Source organism: Orbaceae bacterium BiB (assembly GCA_036251205.1).
Taxonomy (GTDB): Bacteria; Pseudomonadota; Gammaproteobacteria; order Enterobacterales; family Orbaceae; genus Orbus; species Orbus mooreae.
The window spans coordinates 604,150-623,148 of the sequence record CP133958.1; the positions used below are offsets into that span (position 1 = coordinate 604,150).

At 35.2% G+C, this 18,999-nt stretch carries 18 protein-coding genes; all 18 read right to left on the reverse strand.

From position 1 onward, the window contains the following. Positions 1-150: 150 nt before the first annotated feature. The 18 genes from recQ to RHO11_02900 all read right to left on the reverse strand — a co-directional run bounded on the left by recQ (position 151) and on the right by RHO11_02900 (position 18,646). Positions 151-1,980: a DNA helicase RecQ gene (gene recQ / locus RHO11_02815; GenBank protein WVD62077.1), complete on the reverse strand. Its 1,830-nt coding sequence runs from the start codon at positions 1,978-1,980 to the stop codon at positions 151-153. A gap of 268 nt (positions 1,981-2,248) precedes the next feature. Further along, positions 2,249-3,226: an alpha-L-glutamate ligase-like protein gene (locus RHO11_02820; GenBank protein ID WVD62078.1), complete on the reverse strand. Its 978-nt coding sequence runs from the start codon at positions 3,224-3,226 to the stop codon at positions 2,249-2,251. Between the two features lie 13 nt (positions 3,227-3,239). Next, a complete protein-coding gene (locus RHO11_02825; protein WVD62079.1) occupies positions 3,240-4,808 on the reverse strand; it encodes a UUP1 family membrane protein in 1,569 nt (522 codons plus the stop codon). A 22-nt stretch (positions 4,809-4,830) separates the two neighbouring features. Then, positions 4,831-5,352, reverse strand: a complete 522-nt coding sequence (locus RHO11_02830) for an ATP-dependent zinc protease (GenBank protein WVD62080.1) — start codon at positions 5,350-5,352, stop codon at positions 4,831-4,833. 207 nt (positions 5,353-5,559) lie between these two features. Next, positions 5,560-7,824, reverse strand: a complete 2,265-nt coding sequence (gene uvrD / locus RHO11_02835) for a DNA helicase II (protein ID WVD62081.1) — start codon at positions 7,822-7,824, stop codon at positions 5,560-5,562. A gap of 81 nt (positions 7,825-7,905) precedes the next feature. Continuing rightward, the gene (gene yigB, locus RHO11_02840) at positions 7,906-8,622 is read right to left on the reverse strand and encodes a 5-amino-6-(5-phospho-D-ribitylamino)uracil phosphatase YigB (protein WVD62082.1); all 717 of its coding nucleotides are present in this window, start codon (positions 8,620-8,622) and stop codon (positions 7,906-7,908) included. Beyond that, a complete protein-coding gene (gene xerC, locus RHO11_02845; protein ID WVD62841.1) occupies positions 8,622-9,530 on the reverse strand; it encodes a tyrosine recombinase XerC in 909 nt (302 codons plus the stop codon). Before xerC ends, yigB begins: the two co-directional genes overlap by 1 nt. 131 nt (positions 9,531-9,661) lie before the next feature. Further along, positions 9,662-10,234 carry a hypothetical protein gene (locus RHO11_02850; GenBank protein WVD62083.1) on the reverse strand — a complete coding sequence of 191 codons (573 nt, stop codon included), beginning with the start codon at positions 10,232-10,234 and terminating at the stop codon, positions 9,662-9,664. 209 nt (positions 10,235-10,443) lie between these two features. After that, positions 10,444-11,457, reverse strand: coding sequence for a tetratricopeptide repeat protein (locus tag RHO11_02855; GenBank protein ID WVD62084.1), 1,014 nt, complete (start codon positions 11,455-11,457; stop codon positions 10,444-10,446). Between the two features lie 110 nt (positions 11,458-11,567). Next, positions 11,568-12,335, reverse strand: coding sequence for a DUF484 domain-containing protein (locus RHO11_02860; protein WVD62085.1), 768 nt, complete (start codon positions 12,333-12,335; stop codon positions 11,568-11,570). 17 nt (positions 12,336-12,352) lie between these two features. Next, positions 12,353-13,177: a diaminopimelate epimerase gene (gene dapF, locus RHO11_02865; GenBank protein ID WVD62086.1), complete on the reverse strand. Its 825-nt coding sequence runs from the start codon at positions 13,175-13,177 to the stop codon at positions 12,353-12,355. Between the two features lie 229 nt (positions 13,178-13,406). Then, a complete protein-coding gene (gene lysA, locus RHO11_02870) occupies positions 13,407-14,660 on the reverse strand; it encodes a diaminopimelate decarboxylase (GenBank protein ID WVD62087.1) in 1,254 nt (417 codons plus the stop codon). Beyond that, positions 14,660-14,797 (reverse strand): lipoprotein, encoded by a 138-nt coding sequence (locus RHO11_02875; GenBank protein WVD62088.1) that lies wholly within the window; start codon positions 14,795-14,797, stop codon positions 14,660-14,662. The genes lysA and RHO11_02875 overlap by 1 nt, the downstream gene beginning before the upstream one ends. 223 nt (positions 14,798-15,020) lie before the next feature. After that, positions 15,021-16,028 (reverse strand): Holliday junction branch migration DNA helicase RuvB, encoded by a 1,008-nt coding sequence (gene ruvB, locus RHO11_02880; GenBank protein ID WVD62089.1) that lies wholly within the window; start codon positions 16,026-16,028, stop codon positions 15,021-15,023. A gap of 70 nt (positions 16,029-16,098) precedes the next feature. Then, complete coding sequence (ruvA, locus tag RHO11_02885; GenBank protein WVD62090.1) at positions 16,099-16,719, reverse strand: Holliday junction branch migration protein RuvA; 621 nt, start codon at positions 16,717-16,719, stop codon at positions 16,099-16,101. Positions 16,720-16,971: 252 nt separating this feature from the next. Further along, positions 16,972-17,385, reverse strand: a complete 414-nt coding sequence (locus RHO11_02890; GenBank protein WVD62091.1) for a hypothetical protein — start codon at positions 17,383-17,385, stop codon at positions 16,972-16,974. 23 nt (positions 17,386-17,408) lie between these two features. Further along, positions 17,409-17,903 (reverse strand): crossover junction endodeoxyribonuclease RuvC, encoded by a 495-nt coding sequence (gene ruvC, locus RHO11_02895; protein WVD62092.1) that lies wholly within the window; start codon positions 17,901-17,903, stop codon positions 17,409-17,411. After that, positions 17,903-18,646, reverse strand: a complete 744-nt coding sequence (locus RHO11_02900) for a YebC/PmpR family DNA-binding transcriptional regulator (GenBank protein WVD62093.1) — start codon at positions 18,644-18,646, stop codon at positions 17,903-17,905. Before RHO11_02900 ends, ruvC begins: the two co-directional genes overlap by 1 nt. Between the last annotated feature and the right edge of the window lie 353 nt (positions 18,647-18,999).

The window sequence follows — 18,999 nt, forward strand, 5'->3', positions numbered from 1 at the left end:
TATTGCTTAACTAAAATTCAGTATCTAACAAATAATGTTGCTTATTCTCGCTTATTTATTGCCATTCGTCCAGAATAAAAAACATAAACTGGTAGGGTTAAAAGCATTTTTAACTAATTTACACACAATCAAAATACAAAAATGTAATTTTTAATGAGATGTAATAAATTGTTCAATAACATCTAAAAAGAGTTCACCATATTTCTCTAATTTGATTTTACCAACACCGGTGACATCAAGTAACTCTTTCTTATTTTCGGGGAGTTTTTGAACCATTTCTAATAACGATTCATCGCTAAAAATAATATATGGAGCAACGCCATCCATTTCAGCAATATCTTTGCGTAGTCTTTTTAGATTATTAAACAAAATACGTTCTTCATAAGCCAAAATAGTCGTTTGATTAATCGATCTCGCATAGCGATTGTTTCGACTTTTTTTAACTAACTCTAAACGAGGCCTAACAAGTGACAATTTAATTTCACTACGTAATATTTTTCGGGCATCCTCAGCCAAATAGAGCGTTGAAAAGGACTCTGAATAATTCTGCTTTAAATAACCTAGATGAATAAGCTGGCGAATAATACTAACCCAGTAGTCTGATGAGTGTTCCTTACCAATCCCATATAGTGATAATTTATCATGCCCATTCTCTTTAATCGTTGCTCGAGTTGATCCTCGTAATACATCAGCAATATATTGTGCCCCATAACGCTGGTCAACACGATACACACAAGAGAGAATTTTTTGTGCATCAATTAAACCATCGTAATGTTCTAAAGGATATAAACAGATATCGCAGTTATTACATTTTTCAACTCGGTGCTCACCAAAATAGTTTAATAATACAATTCGACGACAAGTCTGTGCTTGGGTAAAAGCAATCATCTCATGAAGTTTATGAGTCTCAACGGATTTATGAACTCCGGCTTCCTTCTCATCAATTAACTTTTGATACCAACCAAAATCTCGTGAATTAGATAGCATTAATGCTTCAGCAGGAAGACCATCCCGCCCTGCTCGCCCCGTTTCTTGATAATAAGCTTCAATCGTTCTAGGTACATTTGCATGAATGACAAAACGAACATTAGGTTTATTAATCCCCATACCAAAAGCAACGGTTGCTATCATAATAGGGACATCATCTTTAATAAAACGCTCCTGAGCTCTTGAACGCTCTTGGGTTGATAGACCTGCATGATACGCGACAACAGAATATCCTCGGGTGGTTAATCGTTCGACCATCTCTTCAACTTTAGCCCGACTTAAACAGTAAATTATGCCGCTATTACCTTTTTGATTTTTTAGAAAAGAGGAAATTTGTTCTAATTGATTAAAACGTTCAACAACTGTATAGCGAATATTGGGTCGATCGAAACTACTAATGTGGATCTGTGGATTATATAAATTAAGTCGTTCAATAATATCCTTGCGGGTCATTTCATCAGCCGTTGCGGTTAATGCAATAACAGGAATAGCAGGAAAACGAATTTTTAATTGCCCGATTTGCATATACTCTGGTCTAAAATCATGACCCCATTGCGATATACAGTGAGCCTCATCGATTGCAATTAATGCAGGAGGAACTGATTCAAGAATCGTTGTAAATAGCGTTGTAGCTAAACGTTCTGGTGCGATATACAATAACTTAATTTCGCCATTTCGGTACTGACGAATGATAACTTGCTGCTCTTCATAAGATTGTAAGCTCGTTAAACATGCAGCTTTAATACCATACGCCAAAAGCTGGTCGACCTGATCTTTCATTAAAGCAATGAGTGGCGAAATAACAATGGTGGTACCCGTAAATAATAAAGAGGGGATCTGATAACACAACGATTTACCGCCACCAGTTGGAATAATGACTAAATTATCCTCTCCTCGCATAACGGATTCAATGATCTGCAATTGTTGATTTCTGAATGCTTTATACCCAAAAGTAGTATGAAGAATTTCGTTGGCCTGTTCAGCTATAGACATATTAATTTTTTTGTTTCAGTTAATTTATTGGATATAACAATCAGTTTTACAATGGTCACTACTCTACACAATAAGTTTCGAATTTTTTTATAGACTATAAAAATTATCCTAATTTTTATTAGCGGCTAAGTATAACTAAATTCAGCATAATAGACTATACAAACCTCAAGAGCATACAAGCTAATAATAATGATTAACGCAAATATGACATTAAGATTATCGAATAATGGCGCACAAAACGTGCGCCATTATGACCTGAGTGAGTAACTTAACGCAAAATAGAAAAATGTTTAGTAGAGAAGGCAATACGTTCCTCTACACTCTCTTTTCGTCCTTCACGCTTTAACTGAGCAATATGCGCTTCAACAACGCTAGCTCTTTTATGCAAGCCAACATCGTTAGCAATTTGAATATTTAAGCCAGGTCTAGCATTCAGTTCAAGAATCAGAGGTCCTTTAGTTTCATCTAATACTAAATCAACGCCAATATAGCCTAAATCAACTAGCTCATAGCAACTCGTAGCCAAATGAATAAACTTATCCCACATCGGCAATTGAATATTACTCACTACATTATCTGTATCTGGATGACGAACAATTTGCTCATTAAACCAAGAACCATTTAAAGTAATCCCGGTTGCTAAATCGACACCAACGCCAATTGCACCTTGGTGTAAATTAGCCTTACCATTCGATTGTCGAGTCGGTAATCTAAGCATTGCCATAATAGGATAACCCATCAGTACGATAACACGTAAATCCGGTACCCCTTCATAGCTTATACTTTTAAATATAGGATCGGGTTTTACGCGATACTCAATAATAGCCTGATCACGCATTCCACCTAACGAGTATAATCCAGTAATGATATTCGATAACTGATACTCAATCTCGCTTTGTGGTAATAAACGACCTGAGACAGTTTTATAACGATCTTTATCATAGCGATCAGCAATAACAATAATACCATCGCCACCAGAACCTTGTGCTGGCTTAATAACAAAATCGCGATGATCTTTAATGATATTATTCAGCTGTGAAATATCATGTTCAGTAGTGATAATACCATATAACTCAGGAACACTAATTCCAGCTTTAATGGCGCGCTCTTTGGTTAAAATTTTATCATCAACCAATGGGTAATTACGTCGATTATTATATTTGAGAATATAATCAGCATTACGCTGATTAATTCCCATTACCCCTTTCTCGTTTAATTTTTGCCAAGTTTTAATTAATGAGATCATAAACTGTTACCCACTATTTCAACATTGCTTTAAAACGGAACAATTCAAGGAGACGATAACCACGATAACGTCCCATACCAAGCATAAATGCAACTAAAATTAATAGAATTGCTGGGAATGTAAATACAAAGTAGATTAATGGTTGATATCCCATTACACCATAAGCAATTGACGCAGTAATCAATGTACCTATTGCCACTTTTAAAGCAAAATTAGCACCGCGCTCTTCCCAAGTAATCGATAGACGCTCAATTGTCATCGTTAAAATTACCATTGGGAATAAAGAGATCGATAAGCCTCTTTCAAAGCCTAATTTATGGCTAAATAATCCAACAAAAATAATTAGCATCACCACAAAGGTTAATACAATCGATAGCCTTGGTAACATCTGCAACTTTAAGTGTTCTAAATAAGATCTTAGCAATAAGCCAAAAAAGACGATAATCGAGAAGAACACAATACCAAATACCAGTCCGGTTTCCCTAAAGGCTAATGCAACTAATACTGGCGTAAAGGTTCCTAAGGTATTAATACCAACAACATTACGTAATAATAGGATGATAAGCACACCAAATGGAATCATTAGCATGATTTGATAAGCTAACTGTGTTGATATTGGTAAGGTATAAAACGAATTCTCAGTAAAATTACTGCCTTCAGCAGTTAATTTGGCTAAATTAATCGCCGTTAATTCACTTTTATCAATACTAAAATTGACGCGAGTTTTTGTACCATTTTCCACATTAACTATATTTTTACTGCCAATCCACCAAATAACTTGGTCACTAGGTAAACCAATATTGCCGTTAAGTGGGTTAAAATAGAACCAATTACCTTTACTACCATTTAAACTACTATCACGATTATCAATAGTTTTATTAGGTTCAATATAACTACGAATCCAAAGATTTAAACTTTGATTTGTTGATTTGTTAAGCTGTAAAGTATGGACTTGTTGAATTGGAATATAAGCCTGAGATAAAACTAACTCAATAACTTTAACTTTATTCTCTTCAGAATTATTATTGTGTAATAGTAATTTCACATCACTATTAGTTGGATCATTAATAGTATTGATCGTTGTTGTAATAAATGTCGAAACATTCGCTGATTTACTACGGATCTCTTTCACTAATCGATCAACAGCTTCTTTTTCTGGTCCAGCAACTTCAATTGGTGCTCGCCAAAGTTCACCTTTGACACTATTTTCAATTTCATCAGAAAAACGTTTCGTTAAATTCAAACGATAAAAAAGGGTCTGTTCACCAGAAACTTCCCGAGCTGACCATGTAACAAGACGATTAAAAGGTTGTTCAATAAAATTTTTACCATATCCACTTGCTAAAAATAGTTCATCGGAAATGGCATAGTCGCCACCTTTCGGAGGAATATAGAATGAAACATTGACAGGTTTGGTTCCTCTAACGTCAAAATTAATTTTGGCATCAATCGTCCATAAATTGTCAACTTCACTTTCAGTCAATGGAATTTTTAAGATAAAAACTTGATAACTAATAATCGCAATGCCAAGTGCTAAAAAAATTGCAATCATAATCTTGAGGTGAGATGTTAAAGAACTCATATATTGTTTTGCCTATTTATAATTAAAGTTTGCATTTTTCTGCTTTTGATTGGTATTTCAAACTTGGATCAATGACTGCCTTGTATTCAACCAACGCCGAACTACCAAGTAAAAGGGGATAATTAAAACGAGAACGATCGGTTAAATTGACTTCTGTTGGATATAAAACACCATTAAAACAGATATCCATTATAACTACAGGTCGTTTCGTGTAAGATTTGTCTTGATCTTCGCCAATATCATCACTGCGTGTTTTTATCTTACTGTGTCGAACTAACTCTTTTTCGATCACAGGAAGATCTAAAGCCTTAACTTGTGGCTTGAATCTGACCCATTTTACACCATCTTTTGTGAAGAACTCAATATCGGTAGCACCAAATGATGAGGTTAATGCTCCAGTATCTAATTTAGATCGAATTTCAAGATTATTCAGTTCAGGCAATTGGACTTTTTCATAAAGACCATAGATATTTTTGGCTTGTACACTGACCATATTCATAACCAATAACAGTAATCCAACGGGAAACAATACATTTAAACGCATAATAACAATTCCAAATTTCAACTGTTGTGTTAATTAATTTTTAAAGACTAATATGACACACTACTTTTTAATATTTTTATAAAAAAATTCTATACTTAAAACAAAATAGTATACTGATAAATAATCGCTATAAAATAGAACGAATTATTAAAATAGCAACACTATTTTAATGATTTTTACATTTATCCGAGCAATTTTTAGAGTCCGTTATACTAAAGTCAAATTCGCCAATTTAATAACTAGCCACTTGATACCTTCATTAGCAAAAGCAATCTGTACTCGTCGATGTTCACCATCACCATCGAGATTGATAATAGTCCCTTCACCAAAACGTTGATGAATCACTTTGCGGCCCAGAGTATAACCTTGATTTTCAGTTTGACTCTTGAGGAATGATGCTTTTCGCTCATCAATAAATTTTTTATTTTGTTCCTCACCTGTTGCTTGCAAATCAGCTGTAGTAGCGTGTGAATTTGAAAAACTGACATTTCCACGATAACTTAGATCTTGTAATAGTGTCTCTGGTAATTCAGCTAAGAATCGTGAAGGTAAATTGCGTTCCTCTTTACCATATAAACGACGTAATTCACTTAACGTTAAGGTTAAACTTTCACGAGCACGCGTAATTCCTACATAAGCAAGTCTACGCTCCTCTTCCATTTGTGATCCATCACTAATTGCACGCTGTGTTGGAAATAGTCCCTCTTCCAGCCCAACAATAAAGACATGAAAAAACTCCAGACCTTTAGCTGAATGAAGTGTCATCAATTGCACGCAATCGATATTTTGTTGGTTTTCTTTGCCCTCTAAAGAGGTATACGCTAAAAAGGACTCTAATACACTTAACGTACTGCCATTTTGCAAATCCAGTAATTCGTCAGATGGTTTTTCTTTATTTGCATTTTGATAAAATTGCTCAGCAGCACTAATTAACTCATCAAGATTTTCTAGCCTTGATTGCCCTTTAATACCGGCCTCTTGTTCGTACATCTGATACACACCAGATACATCAATAATATGTTCTAACTGCTGATAGAATGGTAAAGACTCGACTTCTTGATAAATTGATTGAATCAGTTCAATAAAACGCGCCAAAATCGAACATGATCTTGCTGCGATACCTTTTGAATGAATCATTTGTAACGTCGCTTGCCACATTGATAAATTATGATCACGAGCGATTTGTCGAATTTTATTTAAAGTAACGTCGCCAATACCGCGGCTTGGTGTATTAATCACTAGCTCAAAGGCATTGTCATTATTATTATCATGTAATAAACGTAAATAAGCTAAAGCAAGTTTAACCTCTTGGCGTTCATAAAAACGAATTGAGCCATAAATTTGATAAGGTATCGACGATTGTAATAAGGTATCTTCAAGTAAGCGAGATTGAGCATTGTTACGGTATAAAATAGCACAATGGCGATAATTAACACCTTCATCATGTAGTCGCTTAATTTTGCCGATCACAAACCGCGCTTCATCAATATCATTAAAAGCGATATAAACAGCAATTTTTTCGCCTAGCTCATTTTCAGTCCATAAATTTTTACCTAATCGCTGGCTGTTTTTAACAATTAGTTTATTGGCCGCTTCAAGAATATTTCCCGTCGAACGATAGTTTTGTTCTAAACGAATTATCTCAGTTTCGGGGTAATCATTAATAAAGAGCTGTAAATTATCGGCATTAGCACCACGCCAACTATAAATAGATTGATCATCATCACCCACGATCATCACATTCGCAATATTCCCAGCCAACATTTTAACCAATTGATATTGAATATAATTGGTATCTTGAAACTCGTCCACTAACAGATTAGTAAAACGTTTATGACAGTAAGCTAAAACCTCACTATCACGGCTTAATAGCTCATAAGTTCGTAATATAATTTCAGAAAAATCAACATAACCGACTCTGTCACATATGGCTTGATAATCAAGATAGATCTTTTGCCACATTGCAGACTTAGGATCGCTCACCACCAAATCATGGGGTCTTTTACCACTCTCTTTTTGACTTGAAATAAACGCAACACACTCTTTTGATGACCACTGTTTTTCATCAATTTTACGCTCTTTAAAAATACGTTTAATTAAGCGATTTTGATCATCATTATCGATCAATTGAAAATTAGTGGGTAAGCCAGCCTGTTTAGCAAAAATACGTAATAGGCGGTGAGATAAGCCATGGAACGTCCCAACCCACATACCGTTTAAGTAGGATTCACCGATTAATGACTCAATTCTTTCTTGCATTTCAGCCGCAGCTTTATTGGTAAATGTTACTGCAAAAATAGAGTTGGCGGGATAATGTTTTTCTAAACATAACCAGGCAATACGGTGAACTAATACACGGGTTTTACCGCTCCCAGCACCAGCGAGAACTAATGTATATTGACTATCCGTTGAGACGGCATTTTGTTGTTCTTGATTAAGTGCTGCTAATAAAGATGGTTTTATAGTATTCATAATTAACTTAGGTGATGCTAGCCAAAATTAGCTAACAGTGATTATTAAATTCGACTTAACCACTGTTTTTATACACATGTATTATAGCAAGTTTTTTAGCTCTGACAATTGATTGATTTCAACATGTGGCAATACCCTAGCATCAGATTGTTGATAGATATTGATTTGTGGGATATTGATCCAACACGCTTGCATACCGCTATTAATTGCACCTTGCACGTCAGCAGTGAGATTATCACCAACATGTAAAATTTGCTCGGCGGGTAGATTTAACTGTTTAGCCGCTGTAATAAACATATCCGTAAAGGGCTTAGATAAACCATCTTCGCCGCCTCGTAAATAGAACTGAAAATAGTCACTTAAACCAATTTTATTAATATCCGCATTACCATTAGTGATCACAGCTAAAGGGTATTTTTCAGCTAAAATGGCTAATGTATCTAAAGAAGCTTGTGGAACAACCACTTTATTACGCCAAAATATAAAACTATTCATAGCATCTTCGGTAATTTTTTCGATGACAGCTTTATCTTTAAACCCTTTCAAACGCAATAATGCTCGAATTGCTTCCATTCGCCAAACCAATACATCATGATAGATTTTTGGTTGTGCGATAAGTACATCTTGTTTAACTTGATTATACTCGTTAAGTTCAACATTTTGCAGACCATCGATTTGTGTTATTACCGCCATCATCTGCTCAACGGCTTTTGTCAGAAAGGGACCGTTATCATATAAAGTATCATCAAGATCAAAAGTTAATGCTTTAATAGGACTTAAAGAACGGTAAAAATACATTATGATTTTCCTCTTTTGGCTCGTGGATGTGCTGAGTCGTAAACATCAGCTAAATGACTAAAATCTAAATGGGTATATACTTGAGTGGTAGATAAATCAGCATGGCCTAATAACTCTTGAACTGCCCGTAAATCACCACTCGATTCTAACATATGGGTAGCAAATGAGTGGCGTAATTTATGAGGATGAATATGTACATTAAGTCCTTGCTTAACTCCCCACTGAGCAAACCGTTTTTCGACATTACGTGGCGAGATACGTTTGCCTAATTTAGAAATAAATAATGCGTCATCCTGTGGCGAGAGAAAATCTCGCATAGAGAGCCAATGCTTTAACCATTTAATTGACTCTCGGCCTAAAGGTAATTTACGCTCTTTACTTCCCTTACCCATAACTCTGACTTCACCATCAACTAAATTTAATGTTTTACAATTTAAACCGACTAATTCAGATAAACGAAGTCCTGAGCCATACATTAACTCCAGCATAGTACGATCTCTTACCGATAAAGGATCATTATACTCAATATCCATAAGCTGATTGATATCATCAATATTGATATTTTTCGGTAAATGTCTCCCCTGCTTTGGATTGAGTACACCTTTGGCTGGATTAGCATTAAGCTGTTTCTGATTAACCATCCAGTTAAAAAAGCTACGCATCGCTGATAAACGTAAAGATAAACTACTAGCGTTTAGACCATCGCGTTTGCTACGACCAATTAATAAACGAACTGCCGACGAATCAACATTTTGCCAACAGGAAATCTCAACATCGGTAGCCAACTTAATAATAGCATATAACTGACGTCGGTAGTTTATTTGCGTATTAAGGCTTAACTGCTTTTCAGATTTTAGATATAACAGGAATCGCTCAACAGGTTTAGTGAGTAATTCACTATATTGCACATTATCTTCTTTTTTTAGCAAAATAGACCTTAAAAAATAGTAAAATCGCAGAGTATAATATGAATTATTATATACCAATCACCCTTTAAACCAAAATGGTGAATGAGCATTATGTTGCTTGATACATTCGCTTATAGTAAGGTAATACCAAACATCCCGATTATAATTCCCATAAAAACTAATATAAACTCACCACTTATAAAACCACAAAATATGCCAAATATTCCGCCTAAAATAAATGCAATGCCTTGTATTCGACCATGTTTTGAGCCACGAATAAAATATTCTTGCGGTGCCTTAGATTGATTTTTATCATTTTGAATTAATTTATTTTTTTTAATTTTCTTGGTTGTTTTGATGTTGATTTGTGGCATTACTTTCGGTGAGTATTGCCATCGAGAAATCAATGAGCAAAGACATTCAAAAAAAGGGGTAAACAATTCGGGATTGCCTGTGCCAGTAAAGGTAATACTGTCACCATGAATCACTCCGGGACGTAATGTTAAATTAATGTCATTTCTTCTAATTTCATAAGTAATGACATCATCAAATCGGATAGATGAATAATAGTGTAATAGAATACTATCAGTAGTGAGCGTTGCAATATCTACAGCCGGGTATCTTCGAGAAATAAAAAATAGGGGTATAAAAAAACTAATCAACATCCCTGTTATAGATATAAAAAGAGTCATTCCTTCACTCAATTTAAAAATCATAGCGCAACTAAAAATACTAGTAAAAGTAAAAGCTAAGCTAACAAAAAACCCAGAACCCACCCTACTGAATGGCACTTCAAATGAATGCCAATCTGAACTTCAATATCTTGCTGTTCATAGGGTAAATTATCATTGATACTGATCATATAGATTCCATACTTTTACCGTAACGGTATATACTTTATATATCAATACGTCTATTTATCACTATCATTATCAGTTGATGGCTTATTTGAAGTAGTATCGCCAATGGCTTTAAACAATTCAGAAATAAACTGTCTTGGATAGGTTTTTTGATTATTTTCACAACCGATTTCAGAACCATTTTCACAGGCTTGTCGGAAATATTCGCCAGCTAGCTTTTTATTTTTCTTAACACCTTTACCATTATAATACATGGAACCTAAGTTATTTTGAGCAGATGCATTACCTTGTTCAGCCGCTTTTTGATACCAAAATAGTGCTTGGTTATAATCAACAGCTACACCATCGCCCTCGTAGTACATAATCCCTAATTCAAATTGCGCATCACTATCACCTTGTTCAGCAGCCTGTTCATACCAATAGACCGATTTTTGATAATCACGTTTCGTACCTTGCCCATCGTAATACATATTGGCAAGGTAATATTGTGCAAAGCTATCGCCGTTATTTGCCGCTTTTTCAAACCAATAGAATGATTGGGTATAATCCTGTTCAATACCTTGCCCTTTATAATACATAAACCCCAGATAACTTTGAGAGTCAATATATCCTTGGTTAGCTGATTTTTTAAATAAATCAAAAGCTTGTTTATAATCTTGAGTAGCACCTTCACCGTCATAATACATATTTGCAAGATTATACTGCGCTATTTTATTGCCTTGTTCGGCTGCTTTCTGATACCAGTAAAAAGCTTGCTGTACATCTTTTTCAACCCCAGTTCCATCATCATACATTACCCCTAAATCAACTTGGGCATTAACATTGTTTTGTTCGGCGGCTTTCTTATACCAAGTAACAGCTAACTGATCATCTTCTGCAACACCAAAGCCATAATCATAGATTCGACCTAGTTGATATTGACTTTCAATATCGCCCTGCTCGCTCTCTTGCTGACAAACCGTTAACGCTTGTTCATAAGCTTTTTGTTTAACTAATGATTCACATTCCCCTGCTAAAGTGATTAAGGAATAGGTCGATAGAAATAACGCCAATAGTGTTTTTTTCATGATTTCCTACTTTTTTTATTATAATAATATTAATCAATATACTAGATAATAGTTTATTCAACTAAATAGTACCTTATATTCACAAAACGCTTACAAATACCTATATAAAACTATGTTTTTCGCATAATCCAGCGACTAATTAGTAATGGCAAAATTTCACTAATTTTTTCTAACAGTAATGTTCCTTGCCCAGCCTGATAGTGATAAGGATTACGACTTGCAAAAACTAATACACCTAAATCAGAAAATTGTCCTAGCATTGATACGGCTACAGATCCCACATATACTCTTTCGGGAATTAATAAATTAAGTTCAGTCATATTAAGTTGGCCTAAATATTGACGACCATATTGTAAGTGACGAACTCGAATAAATTCGAATTTATCAGAAGATAGTGATAAATGATGATAATTTAATGGCGTTCCTAATTGCCATTTATCATCAAAAAGATAGAGATATGCGCCAACTAAGCCTAGCGATTTTGCCCAAATATTTAATCGCTCGACTAAATCATTGAGATCTGTTGCTTGTAGTAACTGATTTTGTGCAAACATTAATGATTCAAACAGTTTTTCATTCGCACTCGCTTGTTCCATTAAAAGTGTAATTTCAGATTCTAACTGCTTTATTTTATTGCGTTGACGAGCAAGTTGCCATTCAGACAAAGAGATCACACCTCGCACCGGATGAGGGATATTCATCTGCTCTATCTGTCTAGCATGGCGTATAAAGAAATCGGGATTTTGGATTAAATACTGACTCACCAAATCATCGTTAAGTAGTACTTTTTTAGCACGACTACGCGTATTGGTCGATTTTTTCGTTAATTTAGCCTTTGGATCTATAGGCATTTTCTCTTTTTTGGGTTTTATATTCATTGTTTTCCATCCAATTATTATAATGCAATAAAACCATCAAAAACATGAGTCGCGCTACCCGTCATAAATAATGGCGAACGCCCGCCTTTCCATTCAATCAATAATTCACCACCAGGTAAATTAACTTTTACACTATCGCCTAAAATACCTTGGTTAATACCGATGGCAACAGCCGCACAAGCTCCGGTTCCACAAGCCATTGTCTCACCAACACCACGTTCAAATACACGTAAACAGATATTATTACGATCGATAACTTGCATAAATCCAATATTGGCTCTTTCAGGAAACCGTTCATGAGATTCCAAAGCAGGCCCTAACGTAGTAACTTGCGCAGTAAGAACATCATCAACTTGCATAACACAATGAGGATTGCCCATCGAAGCAACACCACATAATACCGTTTGTTCATGAACGCGCATAATGTAGGTTTTCTCTTCTTTAATCGCTTTAAAAGGGACTTTACTCGGCTCAAAGCTTGGTTCACCCATATTCACTTTGACGGTTTCATTGGCATTGACAGTCAATACAATAATCCCTTTTTGAGTACTAACTTTTAACACACGTTTTTTAGTTAACCCCTTCAATCGAACAAAACGAGCAAAACAACGCGCACCGTTACCACACTGCTCAACTTCGCTACCATCAGCATTAAAAATACGATAGTGAAAATCAGTATCGGGGGAATAAGGCGGTTCTACTAATAATAACTGATCGAAACCGATACCAGTGTGTCGGTCTGATAAGCGTCGGATCGTTTCTGGTGATAAATGAACATTTTGAGTAATGCAATCAATGACCATAAAATCATTACCTAGTCCATGCATTTTGGAAAAATTCATCGTACTCTCACTTACTAATTTTTACACAATAACTAACTGGATTTTGACATTATAACAGTGAGTTGGCTGCATGGCTATTGGTGAGTGGTTTTTATAAGATTTTGCTATAACACACTATTTTTATCGAAAAATAGTAATACTCAAATAATTTATTGGACAGTAACTGAGGATAATAAAAAAGAGAATAGACAAATAAATAAGGCACATTATTGTGCCCTATTTTTAATCGTTAAATAGTTTCACCTTGCCATAACATTTCAAAGGTTTCACGTTTACGAACTAAACGATGTGATGTTTCATCGATTAACACTTCTGCAACTTTAGGTTTACTGTTGTAGTTAGAAGCCATTGTAAAACCATAAGCACCAGCACTACATACAACAAGTAGATCACCTTGTTCAACAGCAAGTTCACGATCTTTACCCAGAAAATCACTTGATTCACAAATAGGGCCAACAATACTATAAGGATAAATTGTTTGTCCTGGCTTATCTTCTTGCTCCGGTAAGATACGCATCCATGCCTCATAAAGTGCAGGACGAATCAGATCATTCATACCCGCATCAACAATTGCAAAATGGTTATCATCTTGGTGTTTTACATATTCAACGCGGGTAATTAACATCCCTGAATTAGCGACAATCGAGCGACCCGGTTCAAAAAGAATTTCGACATCATCACAATCATAAGCCGCTAATTTTTTAATAAGTTCATTAACCAAATCAGAAGACTTAATTGGAGTTTCATTGTCATAACAGACACCTAATCCACCACCAAAATCGATATGCTTAATGATAATACCATCATTTTTTAGCTGGTTAACTAACGTTAAAATACGATCAGCTGCATCAAGGAAAGGCGAAATATCAGTTAATTGCGAACCAATATGACAATCAATACCGAAAATTTCAATATGAGATAGCTCACGTGCTTTTTGATACACAGCTCTCGCTAATTGGTAACTGATACCAAATTTATTATTACGTAATCCCGTTGAGATATACGGATGAGTTTTTGCATCAACATCCGGATTGACACGCAATGAAATTGGAGCAATTTTATTTAATCGCTGAGCAATACTCTGGATTCGTTCTAATTCAGGTTCAGACTCCACATTAAAACACTTAATACCAACTTCTAATGCTCGTTCAATCTCAGCTTCAGATTTAGCCACACCTGAAAAAACCACTTTTTTCGGATCAGCACCCGCTTTTAAAACTCTTTCTAATTCGCCTTGAGAGACAATATCAAAACCAGAACCTAATTTTGCTAATGTATTTAAAATAGCCAAATTACTATTTGCCTTAATTGCATAGCAAATAAGATGTTTACGACCTTTTAATGCATGATCAAACTCAAGCCATTGCTGTTCAATATAATCACGACTATAGACATACAATGGCGTACCATATTGTTGAGCCAATTCAGTAATAGAATGTTGATGAGCAAATAACTTACCTTTTTGATAATGTAAAAAGTTCATTAAGCAACTCCATAAAATAAAGGTGAAGTAAACATCAGTGCTGTAGCCTGTTTACCAGGCTCATAAAGAGGACCTTTTAGACCACATGCACTTAATAAAAAACAGAAGAAAACAATAGATAAAAACATTTTGATCATAATATAGCTATTCCTAAAAAACGGCGATATAAAAATAACATCGTTGTAATCTTATAATTTTCGCCATAATACTATAAATTGTGTGTGATTGACTATAATGGAATGATTTAACTGCACAATTATTGATAAATTAAGATCAATGATTAAATTATGTTATATGATGACTTAAAGTTAGGATCTAATTTTCACTATAATTACACTTTACAGCAAAAATTTAACGAAACTATTTATCATGACTTATAATACCAAAATGACGATAAGCATGTGGTGTGGCAATTCGGCCTCTTGGTGTTCGTTGAATATAACCTTGCTGAATTAAAAATGGTTCGAGTACATCTTCGATGGTTTCTCGCTCTTCACCAATTGCCGCAGCGAGATTATCAAGTCCGACTGGCCCACCCATGAATTTTTCAATAATAGCAAGTAGTAATTTTCGATCCATAAAATCAAAGCCTTCAATGTCAACATCTAACATATCTAGCGCTTGTGTTGCGATCGTTGCATCAACAATCCCATTTGACTTAACATCAGCAAAATCACGCACTCGACGCAATAATCGATTCGCTATTCGAGGGGTTCCGCGAGAACGTTTAGCAATATGATGAGCTCCTTCTGCTGATAGCTCCATTCCTAAAAATTTAGCACTACGACTAACAATATATTCTAAATCAGCAACTTGATAAAATTCTAAGCGCTGCACAATACCAAAACGATCTCGCAACGGAGAAGTTAATGAGCCTGCGCGAGTGGTTGCACCAATTAACGTAAATGGTGGTAAATCAATCTTTATAGAACGCGCTGCTGGACCTTCACCGATCATAATATCGAGTTGATAATCCTCCATTGCGGGATATAAGATCTCTTCCACCACTGGCGACAGACGATGTATCTCATCAATAAATAATACATCATGGGGTTCAAGATTAGTCAACATTGCGGCTAAATCACCCGCTTTTTCTAATACAGGCCCAGATGTGGTACGTAAATTAACATTCAGTTCATTGGCCACAATATTTGCTAGCGTTGTTTTACCAAGCCCTGGAGGACCAAAGATCAGTAAATGATCGAGAGCATCACCACGCTGTTTCGCCGCTTGAATAAAAATTTTCATCTGTTCACGAACATGAGGCTGACCAATATATTCATCTAAATATTTAGGTCGAATTGCACGATCGATATTGTCTTCTTCTTTTTGTACAACTGGGGATATTAAGCGATCTGCTTCGATCATAATCAATACTCTTTAATTTTATAGCTAAATTACTGTTATTGTTAATCGTATATTAAAAATAGCGACACCACTATAAGGCTGATTTTAATGCTTCTTTAATCAAAGTTTCACTGTCCATTTCTGGTTTAATCACCTTACTGATAATTTTACTAGCTTCCTGTGGTTTATAGCCCAATGCAATTAAAGCTGAAATCGCTTCACTCTCAATCTGATTAGAGAGTTTCATCGCCTGCACTGACTTATCTTTACTATCAGCCGGCACCGTGCGATTGAGTAAATCTCCGCCAAAGTGTTTGAAGCGATCTTTCATTTCAACAATCAGGCGCTCCGCCGTTTTAGTACCAACACCAGGAAGTTTGACTAAGGTTTTAATTTCGCCTTGTTCAACAGCGGCAACAAATTGTGTTGCAGACATTCCCGATAAGATAGCCAAAGCTAATTTCGGTCCAACACCATTAACTTTAATTAACTCACGAAAAAGTAAGCGTTCTTGTTGATTATTAAAACCATACAGTAATTGCGCATCTTCCCGAACAATAAAATGGGTTAAAATTGTGGCTTCTTGGCCATTATCAGGAAGTTCATAAAAACAGGTCATTGGCATGAAAACTTCATAGCCAACGCCATTAACCTCGATTAATATCTCTGGCGGCTGTTTTTCAATAATAATACCACGTAAGCGACCTATCACAATCAATCCCTTTTTATCACTAAATTATGGCAAGTTTACCTGATTGTTTACAAAGAATAAAGAAAAACTGTATAAATAGACAGTTTTAAATAACGACAATCAGTTTTAGTGTAATAGCCCACCCATTACCAAATGATAGCAATATTGATTATTATAAAAGCATTACATCGTAATTAGAATAGACTCGAAACAATCACATCATAATTGGAAAATGATTATGATGTGATTGAATTTAAGTAGGAATATAAATAGTTAGTAGTAATATGATAACCAGTAGGCAAATATTTTATCGCTGACTGTAACGATAATAACGCATAAAATAAAATATAAGAGAGAGATACCTGCCGCTTTTAATTTAGTAACTTTAAAAAACAACGCGACAAGAAACAAGGTAATTAGAAAAATCACTACAACTGATAGCAATAGCATAAAGATCATACCATTAATATTAGAGCTCATAAATCTCAGTTGACTAATACTATTAAATGCAAAATTGACAACAAAACCTAACACTGAGCTTATTATAATTACGTATAATGATGATAAAAAACGGATATTTTCCACTTTAAAAATACGCCCAGATAGATATAAAATTGCGCTCTGCACAACAACAGCACCAACTAATATCGCAATAATCCATAATATTGCGGAATAATCCAATACCATATAAATCCCCTTATTAATCTATTCTATTTTTTGAAGCTATTTTGAATCAACGTTTGATAACTATGTGCATGAGTAATGGCTATAGCTAAAGCATCTGCCGCATCAGCTTGTGGACTTGCTGGTAATTTCAGTAACATCTTTACCATATGCTGAACCTGCGCTTTATCAGCGGCACCAGTTCCAACCACAGTTTGCTTAACTAATCTAGCGGCATATTCAAAAACAGGCAGATCACAATTAACGGCAGCGACAATGGCTGCCCCTCTCGCTTGCCCTAATTTTAGTGCTGAATCAGCATTTTTAGCCATAAAAACTTGTTCAATTGCAAACATCTCAGGTTGAAATTGCATAATAATTTCACTGACGCCAGCATAAATGCGTTTTAAACGAGTAGGCAAATCATCAACAGCAGTTCGAATACAACCACTACCAAGATAAGTTAATTGACGGCCTGTTTGACGAATTACACCGTAACCCGTCAAACGAGAACCTGGATCGATACCTAAAATAATAGGCATTAGAGTGTAGCTGCAACCTCGTCAGAAACTTCACCATTGTGGTAAACTTCCTGTACATCGTCACAATCTTCAAGCATATCAATAAGACGTAATAATTTTGGCGCTGAGTCGATATCTAAATCAACTTTGGTTGCTGGAATCATTGATACTTCTGCTGATTCAGAAACTAAACCTGCGGCATCTAATGCATCTTTCACTTCACCAAATGATTCAGGAGAAGTAAATACATCAATTGCACCATCATCATAAGTAACAACATCATCCGCACCGACTTCTAAAGCCGCATCCATCACCTGATCTTCATCAGTACCCGCTGGATAAGAGATAACGCCTTTTTTAGTAAATAGATAAGCAACTGAACCATCAGTACCTAAATTACCACCGGTTTTGGTAAACGCATGACGAACTTCAGATACAGTACGGTTACGATTATCACTTAAACATTCAACCATAACAGCAGTACCCGCTGGACCATATCCTTCATAAATGATAGTTTCCATATTGCTATCGTCTTCACCACCTACCCCACGAGCAATCGCACGGTTCATGGTATCACGAGTCATATTATTCGATAATGCTTTATCCATTGCTGCACGTAAACGAGGGTTTGACGCTGGATCGCCACCACCGATTTTAGCTGCAGTTACTAGCTCACGAATAATTTTAGTAAAAATTTTACCGCGTTTAGCATCCTGTGCTGCTTTACGGTGTTTGGTATTGGCCCACTTACTATGACCTGCCATAAAATTCTCCAGATATAAATTGGTTTCAATAAAATTGCCGCATTCTAGCAGAGTTTTTTCTAAAATTCATTATATGTTTAACGCTATAACTGGAATAAGTTCTAGAATATCGTATAGCGCTAATAATTAACTAAGTGATAAAATGGTATCATAAATCATTAAGTTTCTTATTTAACTACATATTTGACGATTATGACTATATAATCAATTAACTCATAAACACAATATAAATTATTTATATTCAATGTACTACAATACTTAAACTTAATAACATTATTATATTGAAATAGTTGTATTGTGTTCCGCTTATATCAACATCATAGTATAAATACACACTTTTAGTGCAGTGTTAA

Coding starts and splice junctions, on each gene's coding strand:
- recQ (WVD62077.1), bottom strand. CDS start 1,980: ATGTCTATAGCTGAACAGGCCAACGAAATTCTTCATACTACTTTTGGG.
- RHO11_02820 (WVD62078.1), bottom strand. CDS start 3,226: ATGATCTCATTAATTAAAACTTGGCAAAAATTAAACGAGAAAGGGGTA.
- RHO11_02825 (WVD62079.1), bottom strand. CDS start 4,808: ATGAGTTCTTTAACATCTCACCTCAAGATTATGATTGCAATTTTTTTA.
- RHO11_02830 (WVD62080.1), bottom strand. CDS start 5,352: ATGCGTTTAAATGTATTGTTTCCCGTTGGATTACTGTTATTGGTTATG.
- uvrD (WVD62081.1), bottom strand. CDS start 7,824: ATGAATACTATAAAACCATCTTTATTAGCAGCACTTAATCAAGAACAA.
- yigB (WVD62082.1), bottom strand. CDS start 8,622: ATGTATTTTTACCGTTCTTTAAGTCCTATTAAAGCATTAACTTTTGAT.
- RHO11_02855 (WVD62084.1), bottom strand. CDS start 11,457: ATGAAAAAAACACTATTGGCGTTATTTCTATCGACCTATTCCTTAATC.
- RHO11_02860 (WVD62085.1), bottom strand. CDS start 12,335: ATGAATATAAAACCCAAAAAAGAGAAAATGCCTATAGATCCAAAGGCT.
- dapF (WVD62086.1), bottom strand. CDS start 13,177: ATGAATTTTTCCAAAATGCATGGACTAGGTAATGATTTTATGGTCATT.
- lysA (WVD62087.1), bottom strand. CDS start 14,660: ATGAACTTTTTACATTATCAAAAAGGTAAGTTATTTGCTCATCAACAT.
- RHO11_02875 (WVD62088.1), bottom strand. CDS start 14,797: ATGATCAAAATGTTTTTATCTATTGTTTTCTTCTGTTTTTTATTAAGT.
- ruvB (WVD62089.1), bottom strand. CDS start 16,028: ATGATCGAAGCAGATCGCTTAATATCCCCAGTTGTACAAAAAGAAGAA.
- RHO11_02890 (WVD62091.1), bottom strand. CDS start 17,385: ATGGTATTGGATTATTCCGCAATATTATGGATTATTGCGATATTAGTT.
- ruvC (WVD62092.1), bottom strand. CDS start 17,903: ATGCCTATTATTTTAGGTATCGATCCAGGTTCTCGTTTGACGGGTTAC.
- RHO11_02900 (WVD62093.1), bottom strand. CDS start 18,646: ATGGCAGGTCATAGTAAGTGGGCCAATACCAAACACCGTAAAGCAGCA.